A 25,338-nucleotide genomic window follows, 5' to 3' on the forward strand; every position below is an offset into this window, starting at 1 on the left:
ATCATTGAAAGATAGAAATTTACCTCAGGTCCGGTGAGCGGACCGCCAAGGAGCGAGTGTACCATGACAAAAAAACGAGCGATCCTGCTGATCGGAGGAGGGATCCTGCTGGTTGCCGGTATTTTGCTGGGGTGTAAGCTGGCGGTGGATTCTTTTCTGGGCGCGGAGATGAGCAGCCGGGACAGCTGGGATATCGCGGTGGGAGAGCATATCTACACCAGTGAAGAGCGGGGGATCGAGGTCTATACGGCGCCCTGCGAGGCCAGCATCCCGGTGGTGCAGATGGTGCCCGAGGAGTATGAGCAGGAGGGCTTCACCTACTATGACGAGGCGGTACAGCAGCGTTTGGCCCAGCATCTGCTGGAACTCATCCAGCAGGAGGCGCATGGGATCGGGGAGCCGCTGGCGGTGCTCAATCCTTTCGGTACGGGCTCCAACGGACTGCTGCTGTGCTTTGACACCGGGGAGAAGACCCAGATCCGCTATACGGTCCATACCACCAGCGCGGATGATCCCGACTTTACCGCGACGGCCAAGAGCGGAAAGGAGGCCTACACGGGCCGCCACTGCTTTTTGCTGATCGGTCTGGTCCCGGGGGAGACCAACCAGGTCACTCTGGAGGCGGTGGACGAGCGGGGGGAGGTACAGGAGTCGGCCGCATTTACGGTGGAGATGCCGGACGCCCTCTCGGGCTATGACACCCGCCTGGACGCTACCGGCCAGGCGGAGGGAGAGGCCCTCTCCGACGGGCTCTTCTATGCCACGGGGATCGGAGATTATTACGGCTACACCTTCTTCTTTGACAATGAGGGGGTCCTGCGGTATGAGATGGTGCTGGAGGGCTATCACTCCGACCGCTTCCTGTGGGAGGAGCGGGGATTCTACACCTGTGTGGGCAGCCGGAAGATCGCCCTGCTCAATCCGCTGGGCCAGGCGGTGCGGGTCTATGATCTGGGACAGTATGAGCTCCACCACGACATCAACTGGGGGCCGGACGGGACCATCCTTGCCCTGGTGACCGACACAGAGCAGGAGACCACGATGGACGTGGTCATCGAGATCGATCTGGAGAGCGGCGCGGTGACCGAGCGGGTGGATTTTTCCGAGCTGATGGACTCCTACTGTCAAAGTACCCGGCCGATCAGCGCCACAGACCCCTTTTTCTGGCAGGCAGGGGAGCGGGACTGGCTGCACCTGAATTCCATCCAGTATCTGGAGGAGAGCGACAGCATCGTGGTCAGCTCCCGGGAGACCTCCACCATTCTACAGGTCACGGGCCTTCAGACCGAGCCGGTCCTCACCGCGCTCATCGGAGACCCGGACTTCTGGGCGGGCACAGAGTATGAGAACCTGTGCTATCAGCCGGAGGGGGACTTTGTCTTCCAGTATGGACAGCACGATGTGGAACGGGTGGAGGATGAGAGCCTGCCGGAGGGCGTGTACCTTCTGCGCATGTACAACAACAACTACTGGGGGCTGAGTACCCGGGACGGCTATGAGCCGGAGCTGGACGAGAGTGTGGGCACGTCTCTGACAGACGGGGCGGGCGTATCCTCCTACATCTACTACTACCGGGTGGACGAGACAAACCGGACCTTTGCTCTGGTGGAGTCCATCCCGCTGGTCTACTCCAGCATTGTATCCAATGTCCAGGAGGTGGGGGAGCACTATGTGTTCAACAGCGGCGTGGCCCATACCTTTGGCGAGTGCGATAGGGAAGGAAATGTACTGCGCTCCTTCTCCTACCCGTGTATGATGAACGGATACCGGGTCATGAAAGACAGCTTTACCGGCTTCTGGTTTGAGGAGTCCTGAGCGAAGCGGCAGAATACAGGGTGTGCGTCCGGAGAAGATCCGGATGCACACCCTTTTCGTTGGGACAGGCAATTCCGAGCGGGGCGGCGCATAAAGTAGTCGGGAACAGGAGGGCGTTGCCATGGCAGGGAAGCGAAAAAAGGAGAGCGTTCTGGAGCGGACCGCCCAGGTCTTTGATCTGCCCGGCGATCTGGTGGCGGGACTGCCCCGGATGGAGCTGATCGGAGACCGGGAACTGCGGATGGAGAATCACCGGGGGATTCTGGCCTATGGGTCGGAGGAGATCCATATTTCCGGGGGAAAACTCATCCTGAAAGTGCGGGGCGAGGGGTTGGAGCTGCGTTCCATGAACGCCGGAGAGCTGCTCATCACCGGACAGATCCGGGCCGTGGAGCTGGATTAGGAGGAAGCGGATGAAAAAAGTGGTCAATTTCCTCCGGGGCAGCGTGGAGGTGGAGGCCCAGGGGGCCTTTCCGGAGCGGTTTCTCAACCTGTGTGCCCAGCGCGGAGTGTCCTTCTGGGGGGTGGAATGGGTGGAGAGTACCGCCGTGCGGCTCAAAGTGCCCCGGCAGGAGCGCGGCGACCTGGAGGACCTGGCGGTCCGGTCCGGCTGCACCCTCTCCGAGGTGGAGCGGGGCGGGCTGCCCACCTTTTTGGAGCGCTTCCGCAGGCGGTACGCCCTCTTAGCCGGACTGGCCCTGTCGCTGCTGGCGGTCCTCCTGATGACCCAGTTTGTGCTGGTGGTGGATGTCTCGGGCAATACCGAGGTGCCGTCGGCCACGATTTTGTCCACCCTGCGCCGTCTGGGGGTGCGCCCCGGGGCCTTTGGTCCGGCGCTGGAGATCAACTACATCGAGCAGCGGGCGCTGCTGGAGCTGGAGGGCATCTCGTGGATGTCCATCAACCTCCACGGGGCCCGGGCCGAGGTGCTGGTGCGGGAGCGGGTCAAGGCCCCCGAGCTGGTGGACGAGAGCGAGCACGGAGACATCATTGCCGAGACCGACGGCGTCATCACCCGCCTGGAGGTCCTCGCCGGAGAGACCGAGCGCAAGGTGGGGGAGCCGGTGGCCGCGGGGGACGTGCTCATCCAGGGAAATGTGCTGCTGGAGGGGCCCATGTACAGCGAACAGGACGTGGGCTGGCAGCAGGTCCGGGCCCAGGGACGGGTGGAGGCACAGACCTGGCGCACCCTTCAGGCCACCATTCCCCTCACGGCCCAGGTCAAGGAGTACACCGGGCGGGAGACCGGACGCTGGTTTCTCACCATTCTGGGAAAACGCATCAATTTTTACCGAAAGAGTGGAATTTCCTTCCCACAGTATGATAAAATAAGCAGTACTTGGAATGCGGGGAGCGGAATGGATCTGGCTCTCCCTCTGAGCCTGGGCCGGGAGACCATGCGGGAATACACGCTCACCCCGGCAGAAGTGGACCTGGCTGCCGCCCAAGAGATGCTGGAGGCGCAGCTGGAGCGGGCTCTCACGGAACAGATCGAAGGAGGAAGCATCACGCGGACCGAGTATACCGCCGTTGTGACGGATGAGATGCTGACCGTCACCCTCCGGGCGGAGTGCACAGAAGAGATCGGACGGTTCGTACCCTTTGACGAGCCTGGATACCAGACCCGCCTGCCGGCGGGAAGAGGAGACGAAACAAATTCATGATCGAACACACCATCAACATCGAACGGATGGAGGAGGCCATCAATATCTTTGGCTCCTTCGATGAAAATATCAAACTGATCGAGCAGGAGCTGGGGGTGACGGTGCTCAACCGGGACTCCCAGCTCAAGGTGACCGGCGAGGCCGAGGCCGTCATGTATGGCGTGAAGGCCATCGAGGGCCTGCTCACCCTTTCGGCTAAGGGGGAGTCCATCAACGAGCAGAATGTGCGCTACATCATCAATCTGGTGCGGGCGGGCAATGAGGACAAGATCGGCACCCTGGCCAAGGACGTGCTCTGCGTCACCGCAAAGGGAAAGCCCATCAAGCCCAAGACCCTGGGCCAGAAGCGGTATGTGGAGGCCATCAAGAAGAATACCATCACCCTGGGCATCGGCCCGGCGGGCACCGGCAAGACCTATCTGGCGGTGGCCGCCGCGGTGGCCGCCTTCCGGGACAAGCAGGTCAACCGCATCATCCTGACCCGCCCGGCCGTGGAGGCGGGGGAGCGGCTGGGCTTCCTGCCCGGCGATCTTCAGTCCAAGGTGGACCCCTACCTGCGCCCGCTGTACGACGCCCTCTTCGACATGCTGGGGCCGGAGAACTATCAGAAATATGTGGAGCGGGGCAACATCGAGGTGGCCCCCCTGGCCTATATGCGCGGCCGGACCCTGGACGACTCCTTCATCATCCTGGACGAGGCCCAGAACACCAGCCGGGAGCAGATGAAGATGTTCCTGACCCGGTTGGGCTTCGGCTCCAAGATCGTCATCACCGGCGACATCACCCAGATCGACCTGCCCACCGACAAGGTCAGCGGTCTGAAGGAGGCCATGCGGGTGCTCAAGGGCGTGCAGGACATCGAGATCTGCAAGCTCAATGAGGGAGACGTGGTGCGCCATGTGATCGTACAGCGCATCATCAAGGCCTATGAAGAGGATGAAAACCGCCGCAACGCCCGGCGGGACAAGTAACGGGAAGCGCCGCACAAGGGGGAGAAGCAGATGGAACATCAGATCATCATTGAGACCGAGGTAGAGGGCGTCGAGACCTTTGCCGACGCCCTGCGGGAGGTCATCCCGGCCGCACTGGAGGCGGAGGGAGTGGGGCTTCCCTGTGAGGTGGACGTGCTCTTCACCGACGACGAGGGCATCCACCAGATCAATCTGGAGCAGCGGGATGTGGACCGCGCCACCGACGTGCTCTCCTTTCCCATGTTCGAGTTCACGCCGGGGGAGCCTCCCACGCCGGAGGACGAGGACCTGCTGGACCCGGGCAGCGAGGTGCTCCCCCTGGGAGACATGGTGCTCTCGGTAGACCATATCAAGGCCCAGGCCGCGGAGTTCGGCCACAGTGAGCGAAGGGAGCTGTGCTATCTGGCGGTCCACTCGGTGCTCCACCTGCTGGGCTACGACCACCTGGACGAAGGTCCCCAGAAGAAGCAGATGCGGGAGCGGGAGGAGGCCATCCTGGGTGCGCTGGGTATCACCCGGGAGGAGGACCATGGCGCAGAATAAGTGGCCCCTGGCGCTGAGTGCCGCGGTACTACTGACCGGCCTGTGCGCCTGCGCGGCCCCGGAGTCTGTACCCACGCCCACCCCGCAAACCGCCGACACTCCGGAGCAGGAAGCGGTGCGGTGGCTCTCCGACGAGAACCACCGGGCCTTTGCGGTAGGGGACTTCTGGGTCACCCTGAACCATATCGAGGAGGACAAGTCCCGCATCCAGGTGTGGGACCCCGCCGATCTGTCCGCCCCCCTCCAGACCATGGAGCAGACGCTGGAGACCCCCTACTTTTTCGGCGTGAGCGAGGTGGCGGACGCCAATTTTGACGGATACCCGGACTTCGGATGTCTGTACTTTATGGGCAATCAGCCCACCTACTGGAACTACTGGCTCTGGGACCCGGAAGCGGGAGAATTTGTGGAGGAGCCCGCCCTGGCGGAGGTCTGCGCACCGGAGTTTGACGCAGCCGGGCAGGTGGTGCGCAGCTATACCCGGGGCGGCTATGCCGGGCTGGTGGGGACCCACGCCTTCTACCGCTGGGAGGAGGGCGAGCTGGTGTGCATCCGCCGCACGGACAGCAGCGTCATCCCCGGCGCGACGGAGGAACAGGACCGGGTATTGCTGACCGTGGAGGACCGGATCGACGGGAAGCTTACCCCGGTGGTCCGGGCGGAGTACACCGTGGACAGCCGGGGGTGGTTCCCGGTGGAAGAGGCCTGGCAGGATCTCGCTTATCACGGAGAATCCTAACATAAATACGCTCAAGAAAGTTGAGGATAACCTATGGAAATCAAAAAATCGGGCATGATATCGATCGTGGGACGGCCCAACGTGGGCAAGTCCACTCTGACCAACGCCCTGGTGGGCGAGAAGATCGCCATTGTCACCAACAAGCCCCAGACCACCCGCAACCGCATCTGCGCCGTGGTCAACCGGAACGACTGCCAGTTCGTCTTTATGGATACCCCGGGCCTGCACAAGGCCCGCACCAAGCTGGGCGACTACATGGTGAAGGTGGTCAAGGACAGCGTGGCTGATGTGGACGCGGTGTGTCTCATCGTGGAGCCCATTCCCCACGTGGGTGGACCGGAGGAGGAGCTCATCGGGCGCATCAAGAGCCTGGGCGTCCCCTCGGTGCTCATCATCAACAAGATCGATACCGTGGAGAAGGAGGAGCTGCTGGCCGTCATGCAGACCTACGCTGCGGCCCATGAGTTCAACGCCATCCTGCCCATCTCCGCCAAAAACGGCGAGGGAGTGGAAGAGGTGCTGGACGTGCTCGCCCAGTTCCTGCCGGAGGGGCCCCAGCTCTTCCCTGAGGACATGGTCACCGACCAGCCCGAGCGGCAGGTCTGTGCCGAGATCATCCGGGAGAAGCTCCTGCTGTGCCTGGACAAGGAGATCCCCCACGGCACCGCTGTGGAGCTCATCCGCTTTGCCGAACGGGAGCGGGACGGCGTCATCGAGATCGACGCCACCATCTACTGTGAGAAGGACAGCCACAAGGGCATCATCATCGGCAAGGGGGGCGCCATGCTCAAGAAGATCTCCACCCTGGCCCGGCAGGACATCGAGCGCTTCATGGGCGCCAAGGTGTACCTCCAGACTTGGGTGAAGGTGAAGGAGAACTGGCGGGACAACCTGAATTTGATCCATAATTTTGGATATAAAGACGAGTGACCATAAAATTTACCGCTTATAAATCCACGCGTCCTCAGCCAAGCTAACCGTGAAAAGGGGGCTTGCGCCATGGACAGCGAGACCTTGTGGGAACTCTTCTGGGCCACCGGCCTGCCGGAGGCCGCCGCGCTGGCGGAGCATCTCCGGCACAGCGAGGAGGAGGCCCAAAACGATAAGACCGCCTGAGGCGGCGGGGGACTTGTCCCCCTTACATAGAATGGGGAAAGGGACATGCTGCTCACCACACAGGGGATCATCCTGCGGGAGGTCAATTACAAGGAATCGGACAAGATCCTCACCGTACTCACCCGGAGCGGGTGGAAGGTGACGGTCAAGGCCAGGGGCTGCCGCCGGAAGGGGAGCCGCCTGGCCGCCTCCACCCAGCTGCTGGTCTACTCGGAGATGACCCTCTTCTCCTACCGGGACCACTATACCCTCAACGAGGCCGAGCCGCTGGAGCTCTTCTGGGGTGTGCGCTCCGACGTGGAGAAGGTGGCCCTGGGCTCCTACTTTGCCGAGGTGCTGGAGGCGGTGGTGGGGGAGGAGCAGCCCGATCCCGCCGTGCTCTCCCTCCTCCTCAACGCCCTCTACGCGCTGGACCGGCTGAACAAGCCCCTGCCGCTGGTCAAGGCGGCCTTTGAGCTCAAGCTCCTCTCCCTCATCGGGTATGAGCCGCTGCTGGACGCTTGTGCCGTCTGCGGCGTGCCCGAGCCGGAGGACGCCCGCTTTCAGCTGGTGGACGGAGTGCTGCTGTGCGCCCGCTGCCGCGGAGGCGGGGAGGGGCTCTCCGTCCCGGTGAGCCCGGGGGTGCTGGCCGCCATGCGCCATGTGGTGTACGGCGACCCCAAGCGGCTCTTTTCCTTTGCCCTGGGGGAGGAGGGGCTGCGGCAGCTAGGGCGTGTGAGCGAGCGGTTTCTGACCACGCAGCTGGACCGGGGCTTTCGCACCCTGGACTTTTATAAGAATCTGGCCTTTCCCATACCCGGGCTCAGCCCGGCGGCGGGGGGCAACGACCAACAGGAGAACCGATCAGTATGAACAGTATTTTTCAGCGGGTAAGCGTACGTAAATTTCAGGACAAGCCGGTGACCGACGCCCAGGTGGAGCAGCTCCTCCGGGCGGCCATGGCGGCTCCCTCCGCCACCAACCAGCAGCCCTGGGAGTTCTATGTGGTGCGGGACCGGGGGCTGCTGGAGCAGTTGTCCCAGTGTCATGCCTATTCCATGTGTGCCAAAAACGCACCCATGGCCATCGTGCCCTGTTACCGGAAGGACGCGGCCCATCCGGAGTATGCCCAGATCGACCTGAGCGCCGCCACCGAAAACATCCTGCTGGAGGCGGTGGAGCTGGGCCTGGGCGCCGTCTGGCTGGGCATCGCCCCGGTTCCGGAGCGAATGGATAAGATGCGGGAGATCCTGAATCTGCCCGATCATCTGGAGGCCTTCGCCATCGTGCCTGTGGGCTATCCCGAGCGGGAGAAGGCCCAGCAGGACCGCTATGACCCGGCGCGGGTCCACTGCCTGTAAGGACGGGCGCCGGGAAACCGATTGGAGTATATCGAAACTATGACAGATCTATTTGAAAAATCCATACAGACGCTGGAGCTGCCCCGGGTGCTGGAGCGCCTGGCCGAGCAAGCGGTGACGGCCGAGGGTAAGGAGCGCTGCGCCGCCCTGCGTCCCCTCACCGACGCCGACGACGTGAAGCGGCGTCTGGCCGAGACCACGGCGGCGGTGGAGCTGATGACCCTGAGCGGGACGCCCTCCTTCTCCGGCGTGAAGCCGGTGGGGGCCTCCCTCCAGCGGGCCAATATGGGGGGCGCCCTCAACACCCGGGAGCTGCTGGACATCGCGGCCGTCCTGCGTGCCGCCCGCAGTGCCAAGGAGTACGCTGATGGTCGGGCGGGCGGGGAGAAGCGCACCTGCATCGACCACCTCTTCGCCTCCCTGACCCCCAACCGCTATCTGGAGGAGAAGATCACCGGTTCCATCGTGGGAGAGGATGAGATCGCCGACTCGGCCAGTCCCGAGCTGGCCTCCATCCGCCGCCACATCCGTTCCACCGCCAGCAAGGTGCGGGACATCCTCAACAAGCTCATCTCCTCCAACCAGGCCAAGTACCTTCAGGAGGCCATCATCACCCAGCGCAACGACCGCTATGTGGTGCCCGTGAAGTCGGAGCACAAGAACGAGGTGCCCGGACTGGTCCACGACGTGTCCTCCTCCGGCTCCACCTTCTTCATTGAGCCCATGGGCGTGGTCAAGGCCAACAACGAGCTCCGGGAGCTCCAGGCCCGGGAGGAAAAGGAGATCGAGCGCATCCTGGCCGAGCTCTCCGCCGAGTGCGCCTCCTACCGGGAGGACATCGCCCAGAACTACGACCTGCTCATCCTGCTGGATGTGATCTTTGCCCGGGCCAAGCTCTCCTACCGGATGAAGGGGTCCGAGCCCAGGATTGTCTCCCGGGGGATCTACCTCCGCCGGGCCCGCCATCCCCTGCTGGACCCCAACAAGGCGGTGCCCAACGATCTGATGCTGGGGGAGGAGTTTGACACCCTGGTCATTACCGGTCCCAACACCGGCGGTAAGACGGTCACCCTCAAGACCATTGGCCTCTTGGTCCTCATGGCCCAGTGCGGCCTCCACATCCCTGTGGACGGGGACAGCCACATCCAGGTGTTCTCCCGGGTGCTGGCCGACGTGGGAGACGAGCAGTCCATTGCCCAGAGCCTGTCCACTTTCTCCTCCCACATGGTGAACATCGTGGGCATTCTGGAGGCGGCCGACGACGAGACCCTCATCCTCTTCGATGAGCTGGGAGCGGGCACCGACCCCATCGAGGGCGCGGCCCTGGCCGCCGCCATCATCGAGAGCGCCCGGGAACTGGGGGCCCTGGTGGCGGCCACCACCCACTATGCCGAGCTCAAGGTGTACGCCATGACCACCAAGGGAGTGGAGAACGCCTCCTGCGAGTTCAATGTGGACTCTCTGGCCCCCACCTACCGGCTGCTCATCGGCATCCCCGGCAAGTCCAACGCCTTTGCCATCTCGGAGCGGCTGGGCCTGCCCAAGCACATCATCCAGAAGGCCGCCGACCGGCTGGACGCGGAGAATGTCCGCTTTGAGGACGTTCTCACCCAGCTGGACGAGCAGCGCCAGCAGATGGAGCAAGAGAAGGAGAATGCCGCCAAGCTCCGCCGGGAGATGGAGAACTCCGCCAAGGTGGCCCGGGAGTACCGGGAGAAGCTGGAGCAGGAGCGGGCCAAGGCGGTGGAGAAGGCCCAGGCCGAGGCCCGGCGTATCCTGGAGGAGGCCCGGGAGACCGCCGACCAGGTCTTCCAGGAGCTCAACGACATGCGAAAGCGCCAGCGCAAGGAGGAGGACTGGCAGCGGGTCAACGAGGCCCGCTCCGGCCTGAAGCACCGGCTGAACGAGGCCGAGGACAAGCTGGGCCGCCGGAAGGAGACCCCCGCGCCGCCCCCCACCCGGCCTGCCAAGGCCGGCGACACGGTGGAGCTGGTCAAAATGGGCACCCAGGCCACTGTCCTGAGCGTCAACAAGGACGGTTCCCTTCAGCTCCAGGCCGGCATCCTGAAGATCACCGCCAAGCAGAGCGAGGTCCGGGTGGTGGAGGGCGAGAGCCAGACCAAGAAGGAGGCCCAGAAGGTCATCCGCCGGGCCGAGCACAAGCTGCGCAGCCTGGGCGCCTCGCCCGAGGTGGACCTGCGGGGCATGATGACCGACGAGGCCGTGGGCGCGTTGGACATCTTCCTGGACAACGCCGTCATGGGCCGCCTGACCGAGGTGGTGGTCATCCACGGCAAGGGCACCGGCGCGGTGCGCAAGGCGGTACGGGAGCACCTCAAGCGCAGCCGCTATGTAAAGTCCTTCCGGCCCGGCCGCTACGGCGAGGGCGAGGACGGCGTCACCGTGGTGGAGCTGAAGTAACCGACGGATATCGGAAGGAACGTCCGCCTGTGACAAACAGATGACTCTTTTCCATGTCTGCGTGGAAAGGAGCGACATGGTTCGCTGGAATTTGTGTAAAATGTCATTGACGGGTTGGGACAAATTTGCTATTCTATATTACAGAGTATGCAAGTGCATATGGGGAGGAAACGCTTATGTATATGAAAGAGGCAGTGGTGAACAACCAGGTCGGTCTGCATGCGCGTCCGGCGACGTTTTTCATCCAGAAGGCCAATGAGTTCAAGAGCTCCATCTGGGTCGAGAAGGAGGAGCGCCGGGTGAACGCTAAGAGTCTGCTGGGTGTGCTCTCCCTTGGTATCGTGAAGGGCACCTCCATCAACCTGATCGCGGACGGCCCCGATGAAAAGGAAGCTGTGGAGGCTCTCATCGAGCTGATCAGCTCCAATTTCTCCGAGTAATCTTTATGCGCACAAGAAAAAAGCGCCGCTGACCGCGGCGCTTTTTTTCAACCGTTTTCCTGGGATGTCCTCCAGAGGTGGAATATGACCTTTGATGAACTGAAAGAAAAAGCCCACAGCCTGCCCCTCCAGCCCGGCGTGTACATCATGCAGGACGCCAAAAACACGGTCATCTACGTGGGGAAGGCCAAGGCTCTGAAAAATCGGGTCAGCCAGTACTTTGCCAATCTGGCCTCCCACACGGAAAAGACCCGGGCCATGGTCAGCCAGATCGACCATTTCGACGTCATCGTGGCCGACTCGGAGTTTGAGGCCCTGGTGCTGGAAAACGCCCTCATCAAGCGGCACCAGCCCCACTATAACATCCTGCTCAAGGATGGAAAGGGCTATCCCTATGTTCGGCTCTCGGTTCAGGACGCCTATCCCCGCTTTTCCCTGGTGGGCAAGGTGGCGGAGGACGGGGCGCGGTATTTCGGGCCCTTTGCCAGCCGGGGGAATACCCAGGCCATCCTGGACGCCATCTGCGCCGCCCTGCACCTGCCCACCTGTGCACGGGTCTTCCCCCGGGACATCGGAAAGGGCCGTCCCTGCCTCAATTACCACATGGGACGGTGCGACGGCTACTGCCGGAAGGACATGGACCAGTCCCGCTATGGGGAGGCCATCGAACAGGCGGTGCGCCTTCTGGAGGGAAAGTTCCAGGAGGTGGGGGAGGAGATCCGCGCCGAGATGGAGCGGGCCGCCGAGGAGCTGCGCTTTGAGCGGGCCGCCCAGCTGCGGGACCGTTACCGGGCCATCGAGCTGCTGGGAAAGCGGCAGAAGGTGGTGGCGGGCAGTCTGGCCGACACCGACGTGGTGGGTTTTCACCGGGGAGAGGCCAAGAGCTGCTTTGTGGTCCTCCACTATGTGGACGGGGAGCTGGCCGCCAAGGACTGGGACCTGCTGGAGACCCCCATGGAGGAGGACGAGGGGGATGTGATCTCCGCGCTGGTGCGGGGCTTCTACGGGGACCGGGGGGACCTGCCCCGGCAGATCCTGCTGCCCTGCGAGCTGGAGGACGAGGTGCCCATCACCCGGATGCTCTCCGAACAGGCCGGCCGGCGGGTGCATCTCATCACACCCCAGCGGGGGGCCAAGATGGATCTCATCCGCCTGGCCACCAAGAACGCCGTGGAGGAGGTGGCCCGGGCCACCTCCCGGGAGGAGCGCCAGAGCAAGCGCATGGAGCTGCTGGGAAAGCTCCTGGATCTGCCCGAGCCTCCGCACCGCATCGAGGCCTACGACATCTCCAACACCGGCAGCGACGACATCGTGGCCTCCATGACGGTCTTTGTGGACGGAAAGCCCCGCAAGCGGGATTACCGCCACTTCAAGCTCCGGGACATGGACGGACCGGATGACTACGCCTCCATGGAGCAGGTGCTGACCCGGCGCTTCCGGCGCTATCTGGACGGGGATGAGAAGTTTGACCAGAAGCCCGACCTCCTCTTCATCGACGGCGGGACCACCCACGCCCGGGTGGCAACGGGCGTGCTGGAGCGGATGGAGCTCTCCATTCCGGTGTACGGCATGGTGAAGGACGACCGCCACCGGACCCGGGCCCTGGTCACTCCGGCCGGGGAGGAGATCGGTATTCAGGGCAATCCCGCCCTCTTCTCCCTGGTGGGACAGATCCAGGAGGAGACCCACCGCTTTGCCATCGAATTCAACCGCCTCCAGCGGAAGGGGCGGGTCCGGGGCTCCGAGCTGGACCAGATCCCGGGCGTAGGGGAGAAGCGGCGCAGTGAGCTGCTGCGCCACTTCAAGAGCATCAAAAACATCCGGGCCGCCACGGTGGAAGAGCTGGAAAACGTGGTGCCCAGAAATGCGGCCCAGGCGGTCTATGCGCACTTCCACCCCCGGCAGGAGCCGGAGGGGCAGACCCAACAACCAGGAAAGGAATGAAGCGATATGCGCGTGATATCGGGAGAGGCCCGGGGACGCCGGCTCAAGGAGCTGAGCGGCATGGAGACCCGGCCCACCACCGACAAGGTGAAGGAATCCATTTTCAATATCGTACAGTTTGACATCGAGGGGCGCAAGGTGCTGGACCTGTTCGGCGGAACGGGCCAGCTGGGCATCGAGGCCCTGTCCCGGGGAGCGGCGGAGTGTACCTTTGTGGACCTGCGCCGGGAGGCGGCCGCCCTCATCCGGGAGAACCTGAAGGCTACCCGTCTGGAGGAGCGGGGCAAGGTGGTCCAGGGGGATTCCCTGTCCTTCCTGCTCACCTGCCGGCAGAAATACGACCTGATTTTCCTGGACCCGCCCTATGCTTCCGGCCTGCTGGAAAAGGCCCTGGAACAGATCGCTGCAATTGACATCCTTTCGGAACATGGTATAATGGTCTGCGAAAGTGCGGCCGAACAGGCCCTTCCCGCTCTGGCTGAGCCCTATCAGAAGGGCAGGGAGTACCGTTACGGCAAAATCAAGATCACCCTGTACCGGCGCGGACTGTAACGGACGTCCGCGGGGGAGGAGAGAGTTATCCCTTGAAGACTGCGATTTATCCTGGAAGCTTTGATCCCATTACGCTGGGCCATCTGAATATCATCAAGCGGGCGGCGGTGTGCTTTGACAAGCTGATCGTCTGCGTGATGGTGAATTCCGACAAACTCCACACGGGCCTCTTCACCCCGCCCGAGCGGGCGGAGCTCATCCGCAAAGTGGTGTACAAGCTGCCCAATGTGGAGGTGGACTGGTCCACGACCCTCCTGGCGGAGTACGCCAGGGAGCGGAAGGCCTGCACCCTGGTGAAGGGCCTGCGGGCGGTGTCGGACTATGAGAACGAGCTGCAAATGGCTCTGCTCAACCGAAAGCTCAATCCCAGACTGGATACCATGCTGATGCCGTCCAGCGCCAAATACACCTACATCAGCTCCAGTGTGGTGAAGGAAATGGCCCGCTATGGGGCCGACCTCTCGGACTTCGTGCCCCGGGAGATCATCGACGATGTGAACGAACGAATGAGACAGAGGAGGGGAGAGTAATGGCCAGCGGTGTGGAAGAACTGATGGACCTGCTCTATCAACTGATCGACGAGGCCAAGGGCGTGCCCCTGAGCAGTGACAAGTGCATCATCGAGCGGGACAAGGCGCTGGACCTTCTGGATGAGATCCGGGGCCAATTCCCCATGGAGCTGAGCGAGGCCAAGAAGCTGATCGCCAGCCGGAACGACTATATCGCCTCCGCCAAGCGGGAGGCCGACCTTATCAAGCGCCAGGCCGAGGACCGGGCCAAGCAGATCCTGGCCGAGGATGAGCTGACCGCCCAAGCCAAGCAGCGGGGCAACGAGATGCTCCGCCAGGCCGAGGAGCGCAGCCGGGAACTGCGTCAGGCCGCCAACGCCTACTGTGAGGACGCCCTGCGCCGCACGGAAGAGGCAGTGGCCGAGGCCTATGACGAGATCAAGAAGTCCCGTGCCCGGTTCCGCAGCGCCGCCTCCAGCATGGGCAATAAATAAATGCAAAGAAACGCTCCCCCTTCCGGGTTGTTCGGAAGAGGGAGCGTTTTTTGTTTTGGCCGGGGGAGAGGATCAGTCCTCCCGGGGCGGATAGAGCTTTTTGCGGTAATAGCCTTGGGCCTGGTAGATGGGGGCCAGGGGATTGTGTCCGGTGACCCGGTCCTTGACGGCGAGGACCGAGGCGGGACCCTCCAGGTATTTCAGGATCAGGGTATCATGCCCCACGCACAGACCCAGCAGCAGGTTGAAGTCGGTGCGGGCCTCGTTGAGGACCAGTGCCTGCGCAATGGGATTGCACATGACCTCGTCCGCACAGCCCCGGACGGTCTCCTGGTCGCTCAGGCCCAGATCCCGCTTGGGGTGACAGCCGTTTTTGCAGATGGCGGAGCAGACCTCAAAGCCGTGGTACTCCAGGATCTTGGTCAGCTCGTGGGCCTCCCGCCACAGCCCGGTGCAGAAGGCCAGACCGATCTTGTGACAGCCCATCTTCTTCAAAAAGAGGATGGTTTCCTCCACCCGGGTAAGGCGGCCGTACCCTTCCGCCTCCACCTGGGCAGCCGTGCGGGCCAGCCTCTGGTTTTCCTCCTCCGCCAGAAGGGACATGGCCTGCTCCTGGAGCGGAGCGGCACAGCTGGGGCAGTCCACAGGCGGGTGCTCCAAAACGCCCCCCGCGCAGGAGTGGGGGGCACAGTTGGCACAGTGACTCATCCGATTTCCTCCTTCCAGTCCTGTATACGCAGGATGGGATTCTGTCCCATCTTACCATGTTTGGGCCGGAAAGTCACGGTTTTTACAAAATTATGCCAGATTCCGGAGCGAAAGAGGACGGGGATATTATTTAAATCGAACATATGTTTTTGTGACGAAAACCGTGAAATTTTCCCGAAAAGACGGAACTTTTTTGAAAAAAAGAAATAGAAAATACTTGCAATTTGGTTACAGAGCCTTTATACTAAGAAACAGAGTGGAGCAGAATGGAGGAATAGGGAGCAAAATCCCATTCCGGTGAGGGGAGTGAGCGGAGCATGACCGGCACCTACGAGCATACCCTGGATGCCAAGGGCCGTATGTTCCTGCCAGCCAAGCTCCGGGAGGAGCTGGGCCCCAGCTTCCACGTGGCGGTGGGCGCCAATCGCGACGCCGCCGGCATCTGCAAATACCTGGTGATGTATCCGGACGCCACCTGGCGCCGTTTACAGGAGCGGGTGGCCGAGCTGCCCAGCAGCCAGGCGGCCGCCATGGATGTGATCTTCGGCAACGCCGCCCGGTGTGAGCCGGACAGCCAGTGGCGGATCCTGATCCCCCAGGATCTGCGGGACTATGCGGGGCTCACCCGGGACATCGTCGTGGTGGGCAACAATGACAAGGCCAAGATCTGGGACGCCCAGGCTTGGAACGAGAAGAAGAAGCGCGAGCTCACCCCGGAGCAGGTGGCGGAGACCATGCTCCTGCTGGGGCTTTGAGTTCGGGCGGAGAAGATACAGAGATACGTAGAGAGGAGACCGCTCCGGTATGGCAGAATTTACCCACCTTCCTGTGCTGCTGCATGAGTGCATCGAGGGGCTGGACATCAAACCGGAAGGGATCTATCTGGACGGTACCCTGGGCCGGGCAGGCCACTCCCGGGAGATCGCAAAGCGCCTGACCACCGGTCGGCTCATCTGCGTGGACCGGGATCAGGCTGCGCTGGACGCCGCGCAGGAGCGGCTGGGTCCCTGGATGGACCGGGTCTCCCTGGTACATAGCAATTTCTGCGAGATCGACGCCATTCTGGACGGGCTGGAGATCCCGGCGGTGGATGGAATGCTCTTTGACTTGGGCGTATCCTCCCCGCAGCTGGACGACGCGTCCCGGGGCTTTTCTTATATGGCGGACGCCCCGCTGGACATGCGCATGGATCAGAGCGATACCCTGACGGCCCGCACCGTGGTCAACGAGTGGCCCCGGGAGGAGCTGCGCCGCATCTTTTCCCAGTACGGGGAGGAGCGCTATGCCGGCCCCATTGCCGCGGCCATTGAGCGCCGCCGGACAGAGCGGCCCATCGAGACCACGCTGGAGCTGGTAGAAGTGATCCGCTCGGCCATGCCGGGCAAGGCCCTTAAGGAAAAGCAGCACCCCGCCAAGCGGTGTTTTCAGGCCATCCGCATCGCGGTCAACGATGAGCTCAGCTCGGTGGACCGGATGCTTCAGAGCGCCGTGCCCCGGCTCAAGCCCGGTGGGCGGCTGGCGGTGATCTCCTTCCACTCTTTGGAAGATCGGATCGTGAAAAACGCCCTGGCCGGATTTGCCAAGGGGTGCACCTGTCCGCCGGATTTCCCGGTGTGCGTATGCGGAAAGAAGCCGGTGATCCGGCTGGTCAGCCGTAAGCCCATCGTCTCGGGCGCGGAAGAGCTGGAAGTGAATCCCCGTGCCAGAAGCGCCAAGCTTCGGGTGGCGGAGAAATTGTGATCCCACGGAACCGGGGGATCGCCTTACGAAAGAAAAGGAGTTGGTTCCCATGGCCTCAATCGCCAAGCGTAAAACGAGATCTGCGTACCAGAGGATACCGGGAACTGCCTATGATGGCTCCGCTGCCCGCCGCCTGGAGCGGGCGGAGGTACTGGAGCCCCGTCCCCGGGTCCGCCCCAGAGAGCGGGCTGTCTCCCGCCCCCGGGTACAGGTACGGGAGGCCGGACGTGTCTCCATCTTTGCGGTGGTCGGTTTTGCGGCGGTGGCCGTGTTTGCCGTGCTGCTTCTGATGAGCTATGTCCAGCTGGCGCAGATCTCGGACGATGTGGTCTCTCTCAAGCGGGAAATGACCACCCTTCAGAGCGACGAGGCGCAGCTCCGGGCGGAGTATGCCCTGGCCTATGATCTGAGCGAGATTGAGCAGAAGCTCACGGCGGACGGCAGTATGATCCGTCCGGATGACAGCCAGATCTGCTATGTGGATCTCTCGGAGCCCGATGCCATTGAGTTCCTGACGGAGGATGCCCCGGTGAAAGGGGTAGAAGGGGTGATCCGGAGCATTCAGGAGATCGTGGGCGAAGTGGTGGAATATTTCCGCTGAGTCCTTCCATATAGTACATTGCAGACCCCAAAAAAGAGAACCGGGCTGCCCAGGATTGGCAGCCTTCCGGCGAGGGCGTAAGAAAAGTGAAATTTTCTTACGCCCTCATGCAGTATATCAAGGAGAACGGCATGAGAAATGACAAAAAACGACCGCAGCCGGACCGAAAAGCCAACCGGACCATCCTGATGCGCACCCTCTTCCTGATGGTGGTGTGCGGTGTGGTGGCCTTTATCCCGCTGTTTATCCGCCTTTACAGCCTTCAGATCGTGCAGCATGACGAGCTGGAGGCCAAGGCGCTGGATCAGCAGACCTGGGACCAGGCCGTCACCGCCAACCGGGGGACCATCTATGACAGCAAGGGCTCTCCCCTGGCCATGAGCGCCGAGGCCTATTATATCCAGCTTGCCCCCCGGGAGATCATCGAGCGGCAGCAGGAATACCGGGAGAAGGTGGAAAAGGCCCAGGCAGAGAGTGACCCGGAGAAGCGGGAAAAGCTTATGCCGGACTATCCGGAGCCCACGAATGAGTCCATTGCGGAGAATCTCTCCGCCATTCTGGGGGTGGAGCAGGAGGAGATCCTCAAGCGCCTGGCCAAGACCAACTCGGCCTATGAGGTCATCAAGTCCCAGGTGGAGCGGGATGTGGCCGACCAGGTCCGGAGCTATGCCTCGGAAAACGGCCTCTCCGAGGGCATCTATGTCCAGCCCAGCTCCAAGCGCTACTACCCCAACAACAGCCTGGCGGCCCAGGTCATCGGCTGGGTCAACTATGAGAACAACACGGTCAGCCACGGCGCCTACGGCATGGAGGCCATCTATGACGAGGAGCTGGGCGGCAAGGTGGGCCGCGTGGTCACCGCCAAGAACGGCCGGGGAACCCAGATGCTCTACCGGTATGAGGACTATGAGGACGCCATTGACGGCAACGACCTCCACCTGACCATCGACGCCACCATCCAGTACTACTGCGAGCGGGTGCTGGCCGAGGGTATCGAGAAATTTGAGGTGCAGGACGGCGGATTTGCCATCGCCATGGACCCCAAGACCGGGGCCATCCTGGCCTGGGCCAACTCGCCCACCTATGACCTGAACAATCCCCGCACCATCAGCGACCCGGTCCTCTCCGCCAAGCTGGACGCCATCAAGAACGACTCCAGCCTGAGCGACGAGGAGCGCTCCAAACAGAGCACGGAGCTGCTCTATGAGCAGTGGAGCAACAAGGCCATCAACGAGCCCTATGAGCCGGGCTCTACCTTTAAATCCATGGTGCTGGCCGCCGCCCTGGAGGAGGGCGTGGTCAGCGAGAGCGACACCTTTGTCTGTACCGGATCGGCCACCGTGGCCGACCGGACCATCAAGTGTTCCAAGCGGACGGGACATGGGACCCAGACCCTGGCCCAGGCGGTGGCCAACTCCTGCAACCCGGCGTTCATCGCCATCGGGCAGCGGCTGGGGGCGGAGAAGTTCTACGAGTATGTGGAGGACTTCGGGTTCCTCTCCCAGACCGGCATCGACATGATGGGAGAGCCCAATTACAGCGTGTTCTGGTCCGAGGACCTCTTTACCAGCGCCAACGGTATTACCAACCTGGCCACGGCCTCCTTTGGACAGCGGTTCAAGGTGACCCCCATCCAGCTTCTGACGGCTGCGGCCTCGGTGGTCAACGGGGGACACCTGATGAAGCCCTATGTGATGGAGAGTATCACCGACGCCAACGGGAACATCCTCCAGCATACCGAGCCCACCGAGGTGCGGCAGGTCATCAGCGAGCAGACCAGCGAGCGCTGCCGCTCCATTCTGGAGGGCGTGGTCAAGCCGCCGGGCACTGGTAAGGGCGCCTATGTGGCAGGCTACCGGATCGGCGGAAAGACCGGCTCCTCTGAGACCGAGGAGAAGGACCACACCATCGTGTCCTTCCTGGGCTTTGCCCCGGCGGACGATCCCCAGGTCATCGTTCTGCTGGCCTATGACAATCCCAAGCCGGTGGCTCCCGGCGCCAACACCACGGCCGGCGGCTGGTACATCAGCGGCGGCAGTATGGCGGCCCCCCAGGCGGGCAAACTGCTCACCGATATCCTGGACTATATGGGAGTCGCCAAGCAGTATACGGAAGAGGAGAAGGCAGCCATGGATATGGTGGTGCCCTCCGTGCTGGGCATGACCCAGGCCGACGCGACGGCCCGCCTCAAGGAGAGCGGACTGGATGTGCGCGTGGAAGGAGAGGGCGATACCGTTACCGCCCAGATCCCGGCCCAGGGTGTGGCCATCCCGGGCGGAAGCCAGGTCATCCTCTACATGGGTGTGGAGAAGCCCACCGACAAGGTGACGGTGCCCAATGTGGTGGGAATGAACCGGGAGCAGGCCCAAACCGCCATGACCAACGCGGGGCTCTACCTCAAATCCACCGGTCTCACCGTGGGCAGCGATGTAAAGGCAGAGAGCCAGACCATCACGGCCGGGACCCAGGTGGAGCGGGGCACCGTGGTGGAGGTCCACTTTATCCAGAGCACCGCCAGCGGCGGCGCCGGGACCGGCATCTGACCCGATACCAAACCATAGATAAAAAATAGATCTCACAGACATTTTAGAGAGAATCCATACATAGAGTGAATGGAAGCGACAAACCCAAAGGGGTGATAGTATGAGATTACGCCAGCTTCTGGCCGGCGTCGCCCCTTTGGGGGCGTCGCTTGACTCTAAAATGGAAATTTCAGGAATTTGTTACGATTCCAGGACGCTGCAGCCGGGGGAGCTCTTTGTGGCTCTGCCGGGCAGCCGTACCGACGGACACCGCTTTATTTGGGAAGCGGTGGAGCGGGGGGCCTCCTGTGTGGTGTGTGAGCACCCGCCGGAGGGGGAGGGACCGTGGATCACGGTGCCCGACGCCCGCGCGGCCCTGGCCGCACTCTCGGCCAACTGGTTTGGGCACCCGGCCCGGGAGCTGACCGTGATCGGCGTCACCGGGACCAATGGCAAGACCACCACCACGTATCTGCTCAAGGCAGTTCTGGAGGAGGTGCTGGGGGCCCGGGTGGGGCTCATCGGCACCAACCGGAATATGATCGGCGGGGAGAGCCTGCCGGCCCAGCGCACCACGCCGGAGAGCTGGGAGGTCCAGAAGCTCCTGCGGGAGATGGCAGACGCCGGATGCAGCCATGTGGTGATGGAGGTCTCTTCCCACGGGCTGGTCCTCCAGCGGGTGGTGGGGATCTCCTTTGCAGTGGGGATCTTCACCAATCTCACCCAGGATCACCTGGACTTCCATGGGACCATGGAGGCATATCGGGCGGCCAAGGGCCTGCTCTTCCGGCAGTGTGAGCAGGCGGTGGTCAATCTGGACGACGAGGCTGGGCGGTATTACGCCGCCACAGCCCCCTGTCCCTGCTACACCTATTCGGAAAATAAGGACAGCGCCGACCTGACGGCCAAGTGTATCCGGCTTTTCCCGGGACATGTGGAGTTTGAGGCGGTAATCCGGGGCGGAATTTCCCGGGTCCATCTGCCCATTCCGGGCGGATTTACCATTTACAATGCCCTGGGTGTCATCGGATGCGGCCTGGTTCTGGGGCTTCCCCTGGACGGGATCGCCCAGGCGCTGGAACACGCCCAGGGGGTCAAGGGCCGCATCGAGGTGGTGCCAACCCCCACCGACTACACCGTCCTCATCGACTACGCCCACACCCCGGATGCCCTGGAGAACATCCTCACCACGGTGCGGGATTTTACGGCGGGACGGGTGATCTGTCTCTTCGGCTGCGGGGGAGACCGGGACCGGGCCAAGCGTCCCAAGATGGGAGCGGTGGTCTCGGCCCTGGCGGATCTGGCGGTAGTGACCTCGGATAATCCCCGCTCGGAGGAGCCCATGGAGATCATCTATGACATCCTCCGGGGCATGGACCCATCCGGAGCCCCCTGGCGGGTGGAGCCCGACCGGCGCAGGGCCATCCGGCTGGCCCTCTCCCTGGCCCGGACGGGGGACACCGTGGTCCTGGCCGGGAAAGGACATGAGACCTATCAGGAGGTGGGGGGCATCCGCTTCCACCTGGATGAGCGGGAGGAGGTGGCCTCCTGCTTCCCCCCGGACGCCCCGGCGGTGGCCGCCATGGCAAAAGAGGGAGAGAACCCCGCTGCGGGGCGGGATATTTCGTGACATATTTCTCCACCCTTTTGGTGGAAATACCAGCGTGTGTGTGATAAAATACGTCTTTGTGAGTGAATCCAGGTTTATTACAAAGAGGTACGGAGGTTCAAAAGAATGGATTTGAGTATTGTCCTGAGCATCCTTCTGGGATTCGTGGTGTCCGCCGTGGCGGGCCGGCTGCTGATCCCGGTTCTGCGCCGGCTGAAGGCGGGGCAGGCCATCAAGGAGATCGGTCCCACCTGGCACATGACCAAGCAGGGGACCCCCACCATGGGCGGACTGATGTTTATCATCGCCATCGCGGTGGTGCTGGTGGTCATCGGCTGGAAGGACCTGATGGCGGGCCGTCTGGGCGGTCTGTATACCTATCTGTTTGCGCTGGTGTTCGGCGCCATCGGCTTTCTGGACGACTATATGAAGGTGAAGAAAAAGGAGAACACCGGACTCACCGCCGGACCCAAGTTCCTCCTTCAGCTGGCGGCTGCCATTGTGTTTACCATCCTGCTGCGCAATGAGGGGTACCTGAGCCCCGATCTCTACATCCCCTTTGTCAACGTGACCTTCCAGCTGCCCTGGGTGGTCTATATGGTCTTTGCTGCTTTTGTCATGGTGGGCACGGTCAATGCCGTGAATATCACGGACGGAATCGACGGCCTGTCCAGCAGTGTCACGGTGCCGGTGGCCATGTTCTTCACCATTGTGGCGGTCCAGTGGGACCGCGGGGAGATCGGTGTGGTCTCCGGCGCCCTGGTAGGCGGACTGCTGGGCTTCCTGATCTATAACTTCCACCCGGCCAAGGTCTTTATGGGCGACACCGGCTCCCTCTTCATGGGCGGTATGGTGTGCGGCCTGGCCTTCGCGCTGGATATGCCCCTGATCCTGATCCTGGTGGGGATCATCTACATCGCGGAGACCCTCTCCGACATCATCCAGGTCACCTATTTTAAAGCCACCCATGGCAAGCGGATCTTCCGCATGGCGCCCCTCCATCACCACTTTGAGATGGGCGGCTGGAGCGAGGTCAAGCTGGTGGTGGTCTTTACCAGCGTGACCGTGGTATTCTGTGTGCTGGCCTACCTGGGTGTGACCAACCGTTTTCCCGTATAATCTGCCCGGAAGTCCGGGCGGGGCCAAGAGCAAGGAGGCGATTCTTTGGCGCGGAAACACAAGCGAGACCTGACCGTGGAGGAACAGCTGGCCCGCGGGCCGGTGGACCTGCCCTTTCTGATGCTGGTGGTCATGCTGACCGTGATCGGCGTGGTCATGGTCTTTTCCGCCTCCTATGCCACGGCGCTCTATGACGCCAAGACGGCCCATAACAACCCTACTTATTATTTTGTCAAGCAGGCGGGCTTTGCGGTGGCGGGACTGGTGGCCATGTATGTGGTCACCAAGATCAACTATCAGTCCTTCCGCTGGATGTCGGTCTTTGTGCTGGGAGCGGCTTATGTGCTGCTGCTGCTGGTCTTTACCCCGCTGGGCTTTGGTAAGGCCACGGTGGGCGCCCAGCGGTGGATTCAGATCGGCCCCATCAATTTTCAGCCCTCTGAGGTGGCCAAGATCGGCGTCATCATGTATTTTTCCGCCCGGCTCTGTAAGCGCAACACAGAAAAACCACGGCGGATCAATCCCCGCTCCTACTGGAGCGGTCCGCTCACCGCGCTGCAGCGGACCGGTTTTCTGGAGCTGGTGCCCTATGGGGCCATCCTGCTCTCCATCGCGGTGCTTATGATGCTGGAGCCCCACATGTCGGGTACCATCCTCATCATGCTGGGCGGCGCGGCGGTGCTCTTTGCGGCGGGGATCAAGCTCTACTGGTTTGTGGGCGGCGCGGCCGGCCTGGCCGGGCTGCTCCTGCTGATGATGAGCGGCTATCAGTCCACCCGTATCAAGATCTGGAGAGACCCCTGGAACGACGGCATGAACGGACGAGGGGACGGCTTCCAGATCATCCAGTCCCTGCTCTCCATCGGCTCCGGCGGCCTTCTGGGCGTGGGCCTGGGCAAGAGCCGGCAGAAATTTGATTTCCTGCCCGAGCCGGAGAACGACTTCATTTTTGCGGTGGTCTGTGAGGAGCTGGGTCTGGTGGGGGCCTGCGTGATCCTCTTCCTCTTCGCGCTGCTCATCATCCGGGGATTCTGGATCGCCATCCACGCCCGGGACCGGTTCGGCGCGCTGCTGGTGGTGGGTATCATGACGCTGCTGGCCGGACAGGTGTTTCTGAACATCGCGGTGGTGACCAACCTCATTCCCACCACAGGCATTTCTCTCCCATTTTTCAGTTACGGCGGCACCGCCCTGATGATCCAGCTGGCCGAGATGGGGATGGTATTGAGCGTATCCCGTCAGATCCCGGCAGCCAAGCAGGGATAGCACCGGTGCAAGATACAGAGAATCAAGAAGGTTGTGAGAAAGATGAACGTACTCTTTACCTGTGGCGGCACAGCCGGACACATCAATCCCGCTGTGGCGCTGGCCCGGCTTTTTCAGCTCCGGGACCCGGACTGCAAGGTGCTCTTCGTGGGAGCGGACGGCGGCATGGAGACCCGTCTGGTGCCCAAGGAGGGCTATGATCTGCGCACGGTGACCATCACCAACTTCCGCCGCTCCTTCACCCCCGCGGCCATCGGACACAACCTGAAGACTGTGGTCAACATGGGCCGCTCCAAGAAGCAGGCCCAGCGGATCCTGAAGGAATTTCAGCCCGATCTGGTGGTGGGGACGGGTGGCTATGCCTCCTATCCCATCGTGAACGCGGCGGCGGCCAAGGGGATTCCCACTGCGGTCCACGAGTCCAACGCGGTGCCCGGCCTGACCACCAAGGCCCTGTCCAAGGTGGTGGATCAGGTGATGGTGGGCTTTGAGGAGAGCCGCAGCCACTACGACTGCCCGGAGAAGGTCGTGGTCACCGGGACCCCGGTGCGGGGAGACTTTTTCCAGTACACCCGCAAGGAGGCCCGTGCCAAGCTGGGCATCACCGACGAGCGGCCGGTGGTGGTCTCGGTCTGGGGCAGCCTGGGCGCGTCGGTGATGAACCGGCAGATGGCCGACTTCATCGCCCTGGAGTGCAAGGCCGGGGAGCCCTTCCATCACATCCACGGCGCGGGCCGGGATTATAAGAACGTGTGCGCCGCGCTGAAGGAGCTGGGTGTGGATCTGAAGGATCACCCCTCCATCGACGTGCGGGAGTATATCTACGACATGCCGGTGGTCATGGCGGCGGCCGACCTGGTGCTCTGCCGGGCGGGAGCCTCCACCATCTCGGAGCTGACCGCCATCGCCAAGCCGTCGGTGCTGGTCCCCTCGCCCAACGTGGTGGCCGACCATCAGACCAAGAACGCCCGGGTCCTCTCCGAGGCGGGCGGCGCCGTGCTGCTGCCGGAGAAGGAGTCCTCCGGCCAGAAGCTCTATGAGATCACCGCCGATCTGCTCACCCACAAGGAGAAGCGGGACGCCATGGGAGAGGCCCTGCGGCACATGGCGGTGCCCGATGCCAGCGAGCAGATCTACAAGACCCTTCTGGCTCTGACGCGGAAATAAGGTTTTTCACCGATGGTTCTGCTCTGCATAGGATGGTTTGTAAAACCAACAAACCAAT

24 protein-coding genes are annotated in these 25,338 nt (G+C 62.5%); 23 read left to right on the forward strand and 1 reads right to left on the reverse strand.

The features are described 5' to 3' along the window. The first annotated feature begins 63 nt into the window (after nucleotides 1-63). The 15 genes from GPK94_RS07765 (at nucleotide 64) to GPK94_RS07835 (ending at nucleotide 14,548) form a co-directional block, all read left to right on the forward strand. Complete coding sequence (locus tag GPK94_RS07765; RefSeq protein WP_215655433.1) at nucleotides 64-1,815, forward strand: aryl-sulfate sulfotransferase; 1,752 nt, start codon at nucleotides 64-66, stop codon at nucleotides 1,813-1,815. A gap of 121 nt (nucleotides 1,816-1,936) precedes the next feature. Then, a complete protein-coding gene (locus tag GPK94_RS07770) occupies nucleotides 1,937-2,218 on the forward strand; it encodes a YabP/YqfC family sporulation protein (RefSeq protein WP_101693551.1) in 282 nt (93 codons plus the stop codon). Nucleotides 2,219-2,228: 10 nt separating this feature from the next. After that, on the forward strand, nucleotides 2,229-3,479 hold the full coding sequence (locus GPK94_RS07775) for a sporulation protein YqfD (protein WP_101693550.1): 1,251 nt from the start codon (nucleotides 2,229-2,231) through the stop codon (nucleotides 3,477-3,479). Further along, the gene (locus tag GPK94_RS07780; RefSeq protein WP_101693549.1) at nucleotides 3,476-4,450 is read left to right on the forward strand and encodes a PhoH family protein; all 975 of its coding nucleotides are present in this window, start codon (nucleotides 3,476-3,478) and stop codon (nucleotides 4,448-4,450) included. Before GPK94_RS07775 ends, GPK94_RS07780 begins: the two co-directional genes overlap by 4 nt. Nucleotides 4,451-4,480: 30 nt before the next feature. Beyond that, entirely contained in the window at nucleotides 4,481-4,993 is a 513-nt protein-coding gene (ybeY, locus tag GPK94_RS07785) for an rRNA maturation RNase YbeY (RefSeq protein ID WP_215655440.1), read from the forward strand. Beyond that, nucleotides 4,980-5,732, forward strand: a complete 753-nt coding sequence (locus tag GPK94_RS07790) for a hypothetical protein (RefSeq protein WP_215655442.1) — start codon at nucleotides 4,980-4,982, stop codon at nucleotides 5,730-5,732. The genes ybeY and GPK94_RS07790 overlap by 14 nt, the downstream gene beginning before the upstream one ends. 33 nt (nucleotides 5,733-5,765) lie before the next feature. Beyond that, on the forward strand, nucleotides 5,766-6,662 hold the full coding sequence (gene era, locus GPK94_RS07795) for a GTPase Era (RefSeq protein WP_101693546.1): 897 nt from the start codon (nucleotides 5,766-5,768) through the stop codon (nucleotides 6,660-6,662). 231 nt (nucleotides 6,663-6,893) lie between these two features. Continuing rightward, nucleotides 6,894-7,700, forward strand: coding sequence for a DNA repair protein RecO (gene recO / locus GPK94_RS07800; RefSeq protein WP_215655445.1), 807 nt, complete (start codon nucleotides 6,894-6,896; stop codon nucleotides 7,698-7,700). Then, nucleotides 7,697-8,188, forward strand: coding sequence for a nitroreductase family protein (locus GPK94_RS07805; RefSeq protein ID WP_101693544.1), 492 nt, complete (start codon nucleotides 7,697-7,699; stop codon nucleotides 8,186-8,188). The genes recO and GPK94_RS07805 overlap by 4 nt, the downstream gene beginning before the upstream one ends. A gap of 39 nt (nucleotides 8,189-8,227) precedes the next feature. After that, nucleotides 8,228-10,609, forward strand: coding sequence for an endonuclease MutS2 (locus GPK94_RS07810; protein WP_101693543.1), 2,382 nt, complete (start codon nucleotides 8,228-8,230; stop codon nucleotides 10,607-10,609). 176 nt (nucleotides 10,610-10,785) lie between these two features. Then, nucleotides 10,786-11,049, forward strand: a complete 264-nt coding sequence (locus GPK94_RS07815) for an HPr family phosphocarrier protein (RefSeq protein WP_101693542.1) — start codon at nucleotides 10,786-10,788, stop codon at nucleotides 11,047-11,049. Between the two features lie 84 nt (nucleotides 11,050-11,133). After that, nucleotides 11,134-12,993 (forward strand): excinuclease ABC subunit UvrC, encoded by a 1,860-nt coding sequence (gene uvrC, locus GPK94_RS07820; RefSeq protein ID WP_215655447.1) that lies wholly within the window; start codon nucleotides 11,134-11,136, stop codon nucleotides 12,991-12,993. 6 nt (nucleotides 12,994-12,999) lie between these two features. Further along, a complete protein-coding gene (rsmD, locus tag GPK94_RS07825) occupies nucleotides 13,000-13,545 on the forward strand; it encodes a 16S rRNA (guanine(966)-N(2))-methyltransferase RsmD (RefSeq protein WP_101693540.1) in 546 nt (181 codons plus the stop codon). A 32-nt stretch (nucleotides 13,546-13,577) separates the two neighbouring features. Beyond that, nucleotides 13,578-14,075, forward strand: coding sequence for a pantetheine-phosphate adenylyltransferase (gene coaD / locus GPK94_RS07830; protein ID WP_101693539.1), 498 nt, complete (start codon nucleotides 13,578-13,580; stop codon nucleotides 14,073-14,075). Beyond that, nucleotides 14,075-14,548, forward strand: a complete 474-nt coding sequence (locus GPK94_RS07835; protein ID WP_101693538.1) for a hypothetical protein — start codon at nucleotides 14,075-14,077, stop codon at nucleotides 14,546-14,548. The genes coaD and GPK94_RS07835 overlap by 1 nt, the downstream gene beginning before the upstream one ends. A gap of 72 nt (nucleotides 14,549-14,620) precedes the next feature. On the opposite strand, the gene GPK94_RS07840 is transcribed toward GPK94_RS07835, so the two are convergent. Next, complete coding sequence (locus GPK94_RS07840; protein WP_186962816.1) at nucleotides 14,621-15,256, reverse strand: DUF1847 domain-containing protein; 636 nt, start codon at nucleotides 15,254-15,256, stop codon at nucleotides 14,621-14,623. 317 nt (nucleotides 15,257-15,573) lie between these two features. Here GPK94_RS07840 and mraZ point away from each other — a divergent pair, with 317 nt between their 5' ends. From mraZ to murG, 8 genes are all read left to right on the forward strand, one after another. Then, the gene (gene mraZ, locus GPK94_RS07845) at nucleotides 15,574-16,011 is read left to right on the forward strand and encodes a division/cell wall cluster transcriptional repressor MraZ (RefSeq protein ID WP_101693536.1); all 438 of its coding nucleotides are present in this window, start codon (nucleotides 15,574-15,576) and stop codon (nucleotides 16,009-16,011) included. Nucleotides 16,012-16,060: 49 nt separating this feature from the next. Beyond that, on the forward strand, nucleotides 16,061-16,996 hold the full coding sequence (rsmH, locus tag GPK94_RS07850) for a 16S rRNA (cytosine(1402)-N(4))-methyltransferase RsmH (RefSeq protein ID WP_215655449.1): 936 nt from the start codon (nucleotides 16,061-16,063) through the stop codon (nucleotides 16,994-16,996). A gap of 49 nt (nucleotides 16,997-17,045) precedes the next feature. Then, nucleotides 17,046-17,597: a hypothetical protein gene (locus GPK94_RS07855; protein ID WP_186962815.1), complete on the forward strand. Its 552-nt coding sequence runs from the start codon at nucleotides 17,046-17,048 to the stop codon at nucleotides 17,595-17,597. Between the two features lie 131 nt (nucleotides 17,598-17,728). After that, nucleotides 17,729-20,140 (forward strand): penicillin-binding transpeptidase domain-containing protein, encoded by a 2,412-nt coding sequence (locus GPK94_RS07860; protein ID WP_193536457.1) that lies wholly within the window; start codon nucleotides 17,729-17,731, stop codon nucleotides 20,138-20,140. A gap of 100 nt (nucleotides 20,141-20,240) precedes the next feature. After that, nucleotides 20,241-21,749 carry a UDP-N-acetylmuramoyl-L-alanyl-D-glutamate--2,6-diaminopimelate ligase gene (locus tag GPK94_RS07865; RefSeq protein WP_215655450.1) on the forward strand — a complete coding sequence of 503 codons (1,509 nt, stop codon included), beginning with the start codon at nucleotides 20,241-20,243 and terminating at the stop codon, nucleotides 21,747-21,749. A 105-nt stretch (nucleotides 21,750-21,854) separates the two neighbouring features. Further along, nucleotides 21,855-22,847, forward strand: coding sequence for a phospho-N-acetylmuramoyl-pentapeptide-transferase (mraY, locus tag GPK94_RS07870; RefSeq protein ID WP_215655452.1), 993 nt, complete (start codon nucleotides 21,855-21,857; stop codon nucleotides 22,845-22,847). Nucleotides 22,848-22,892: 45 nt separating this feature from the next. Next, nucleotides 22,893-24,113 carry a putative peptidoglycan glycosyltransferase FtsW gene (locus GPK94_RS07875; RefSeq protein ID WP_243207868.1) on the forward strand — a complete coding sequence of 407 codons (1,221 nt, stop codon included), beginning with the start codon at nucleotides 22,893-22,895 and terminating at the stop codon, nucleotides 24,111-24,113. Between the two features lie 42 nt (nucleotides 24,114-24,155). Next, the gene (gene murG / locus GPK94_RS07880; protein WP_101693531.1) at nucleotides 24,156-25,280 is read left to right on the forward strand and encodes an undecaprenyldiphospho-muramoylpentapeptide beta-N-acetylglucosaminyltransferase; all 1,125 of its coding nucleotides are present in this window, start codon (nucleotides 24,156-24,158) and stop codon (nucleotides 25,278-25,280) included. The last annotated feature ends 58 nt before the right edge of the window (nucleotides 25,281-25,338 follow it).

The organism is Pseudoflavonifractor sp. MCC625 (assembly GCF_018784545.1).
Taxonomy (GTDB): Bacteria; Bacillota; Clostridia; order Oscillospirales; family Oscillospiraceae; genus Pseudoflavonifractor_A; species Pseudoflavonifractor_A gallinarum.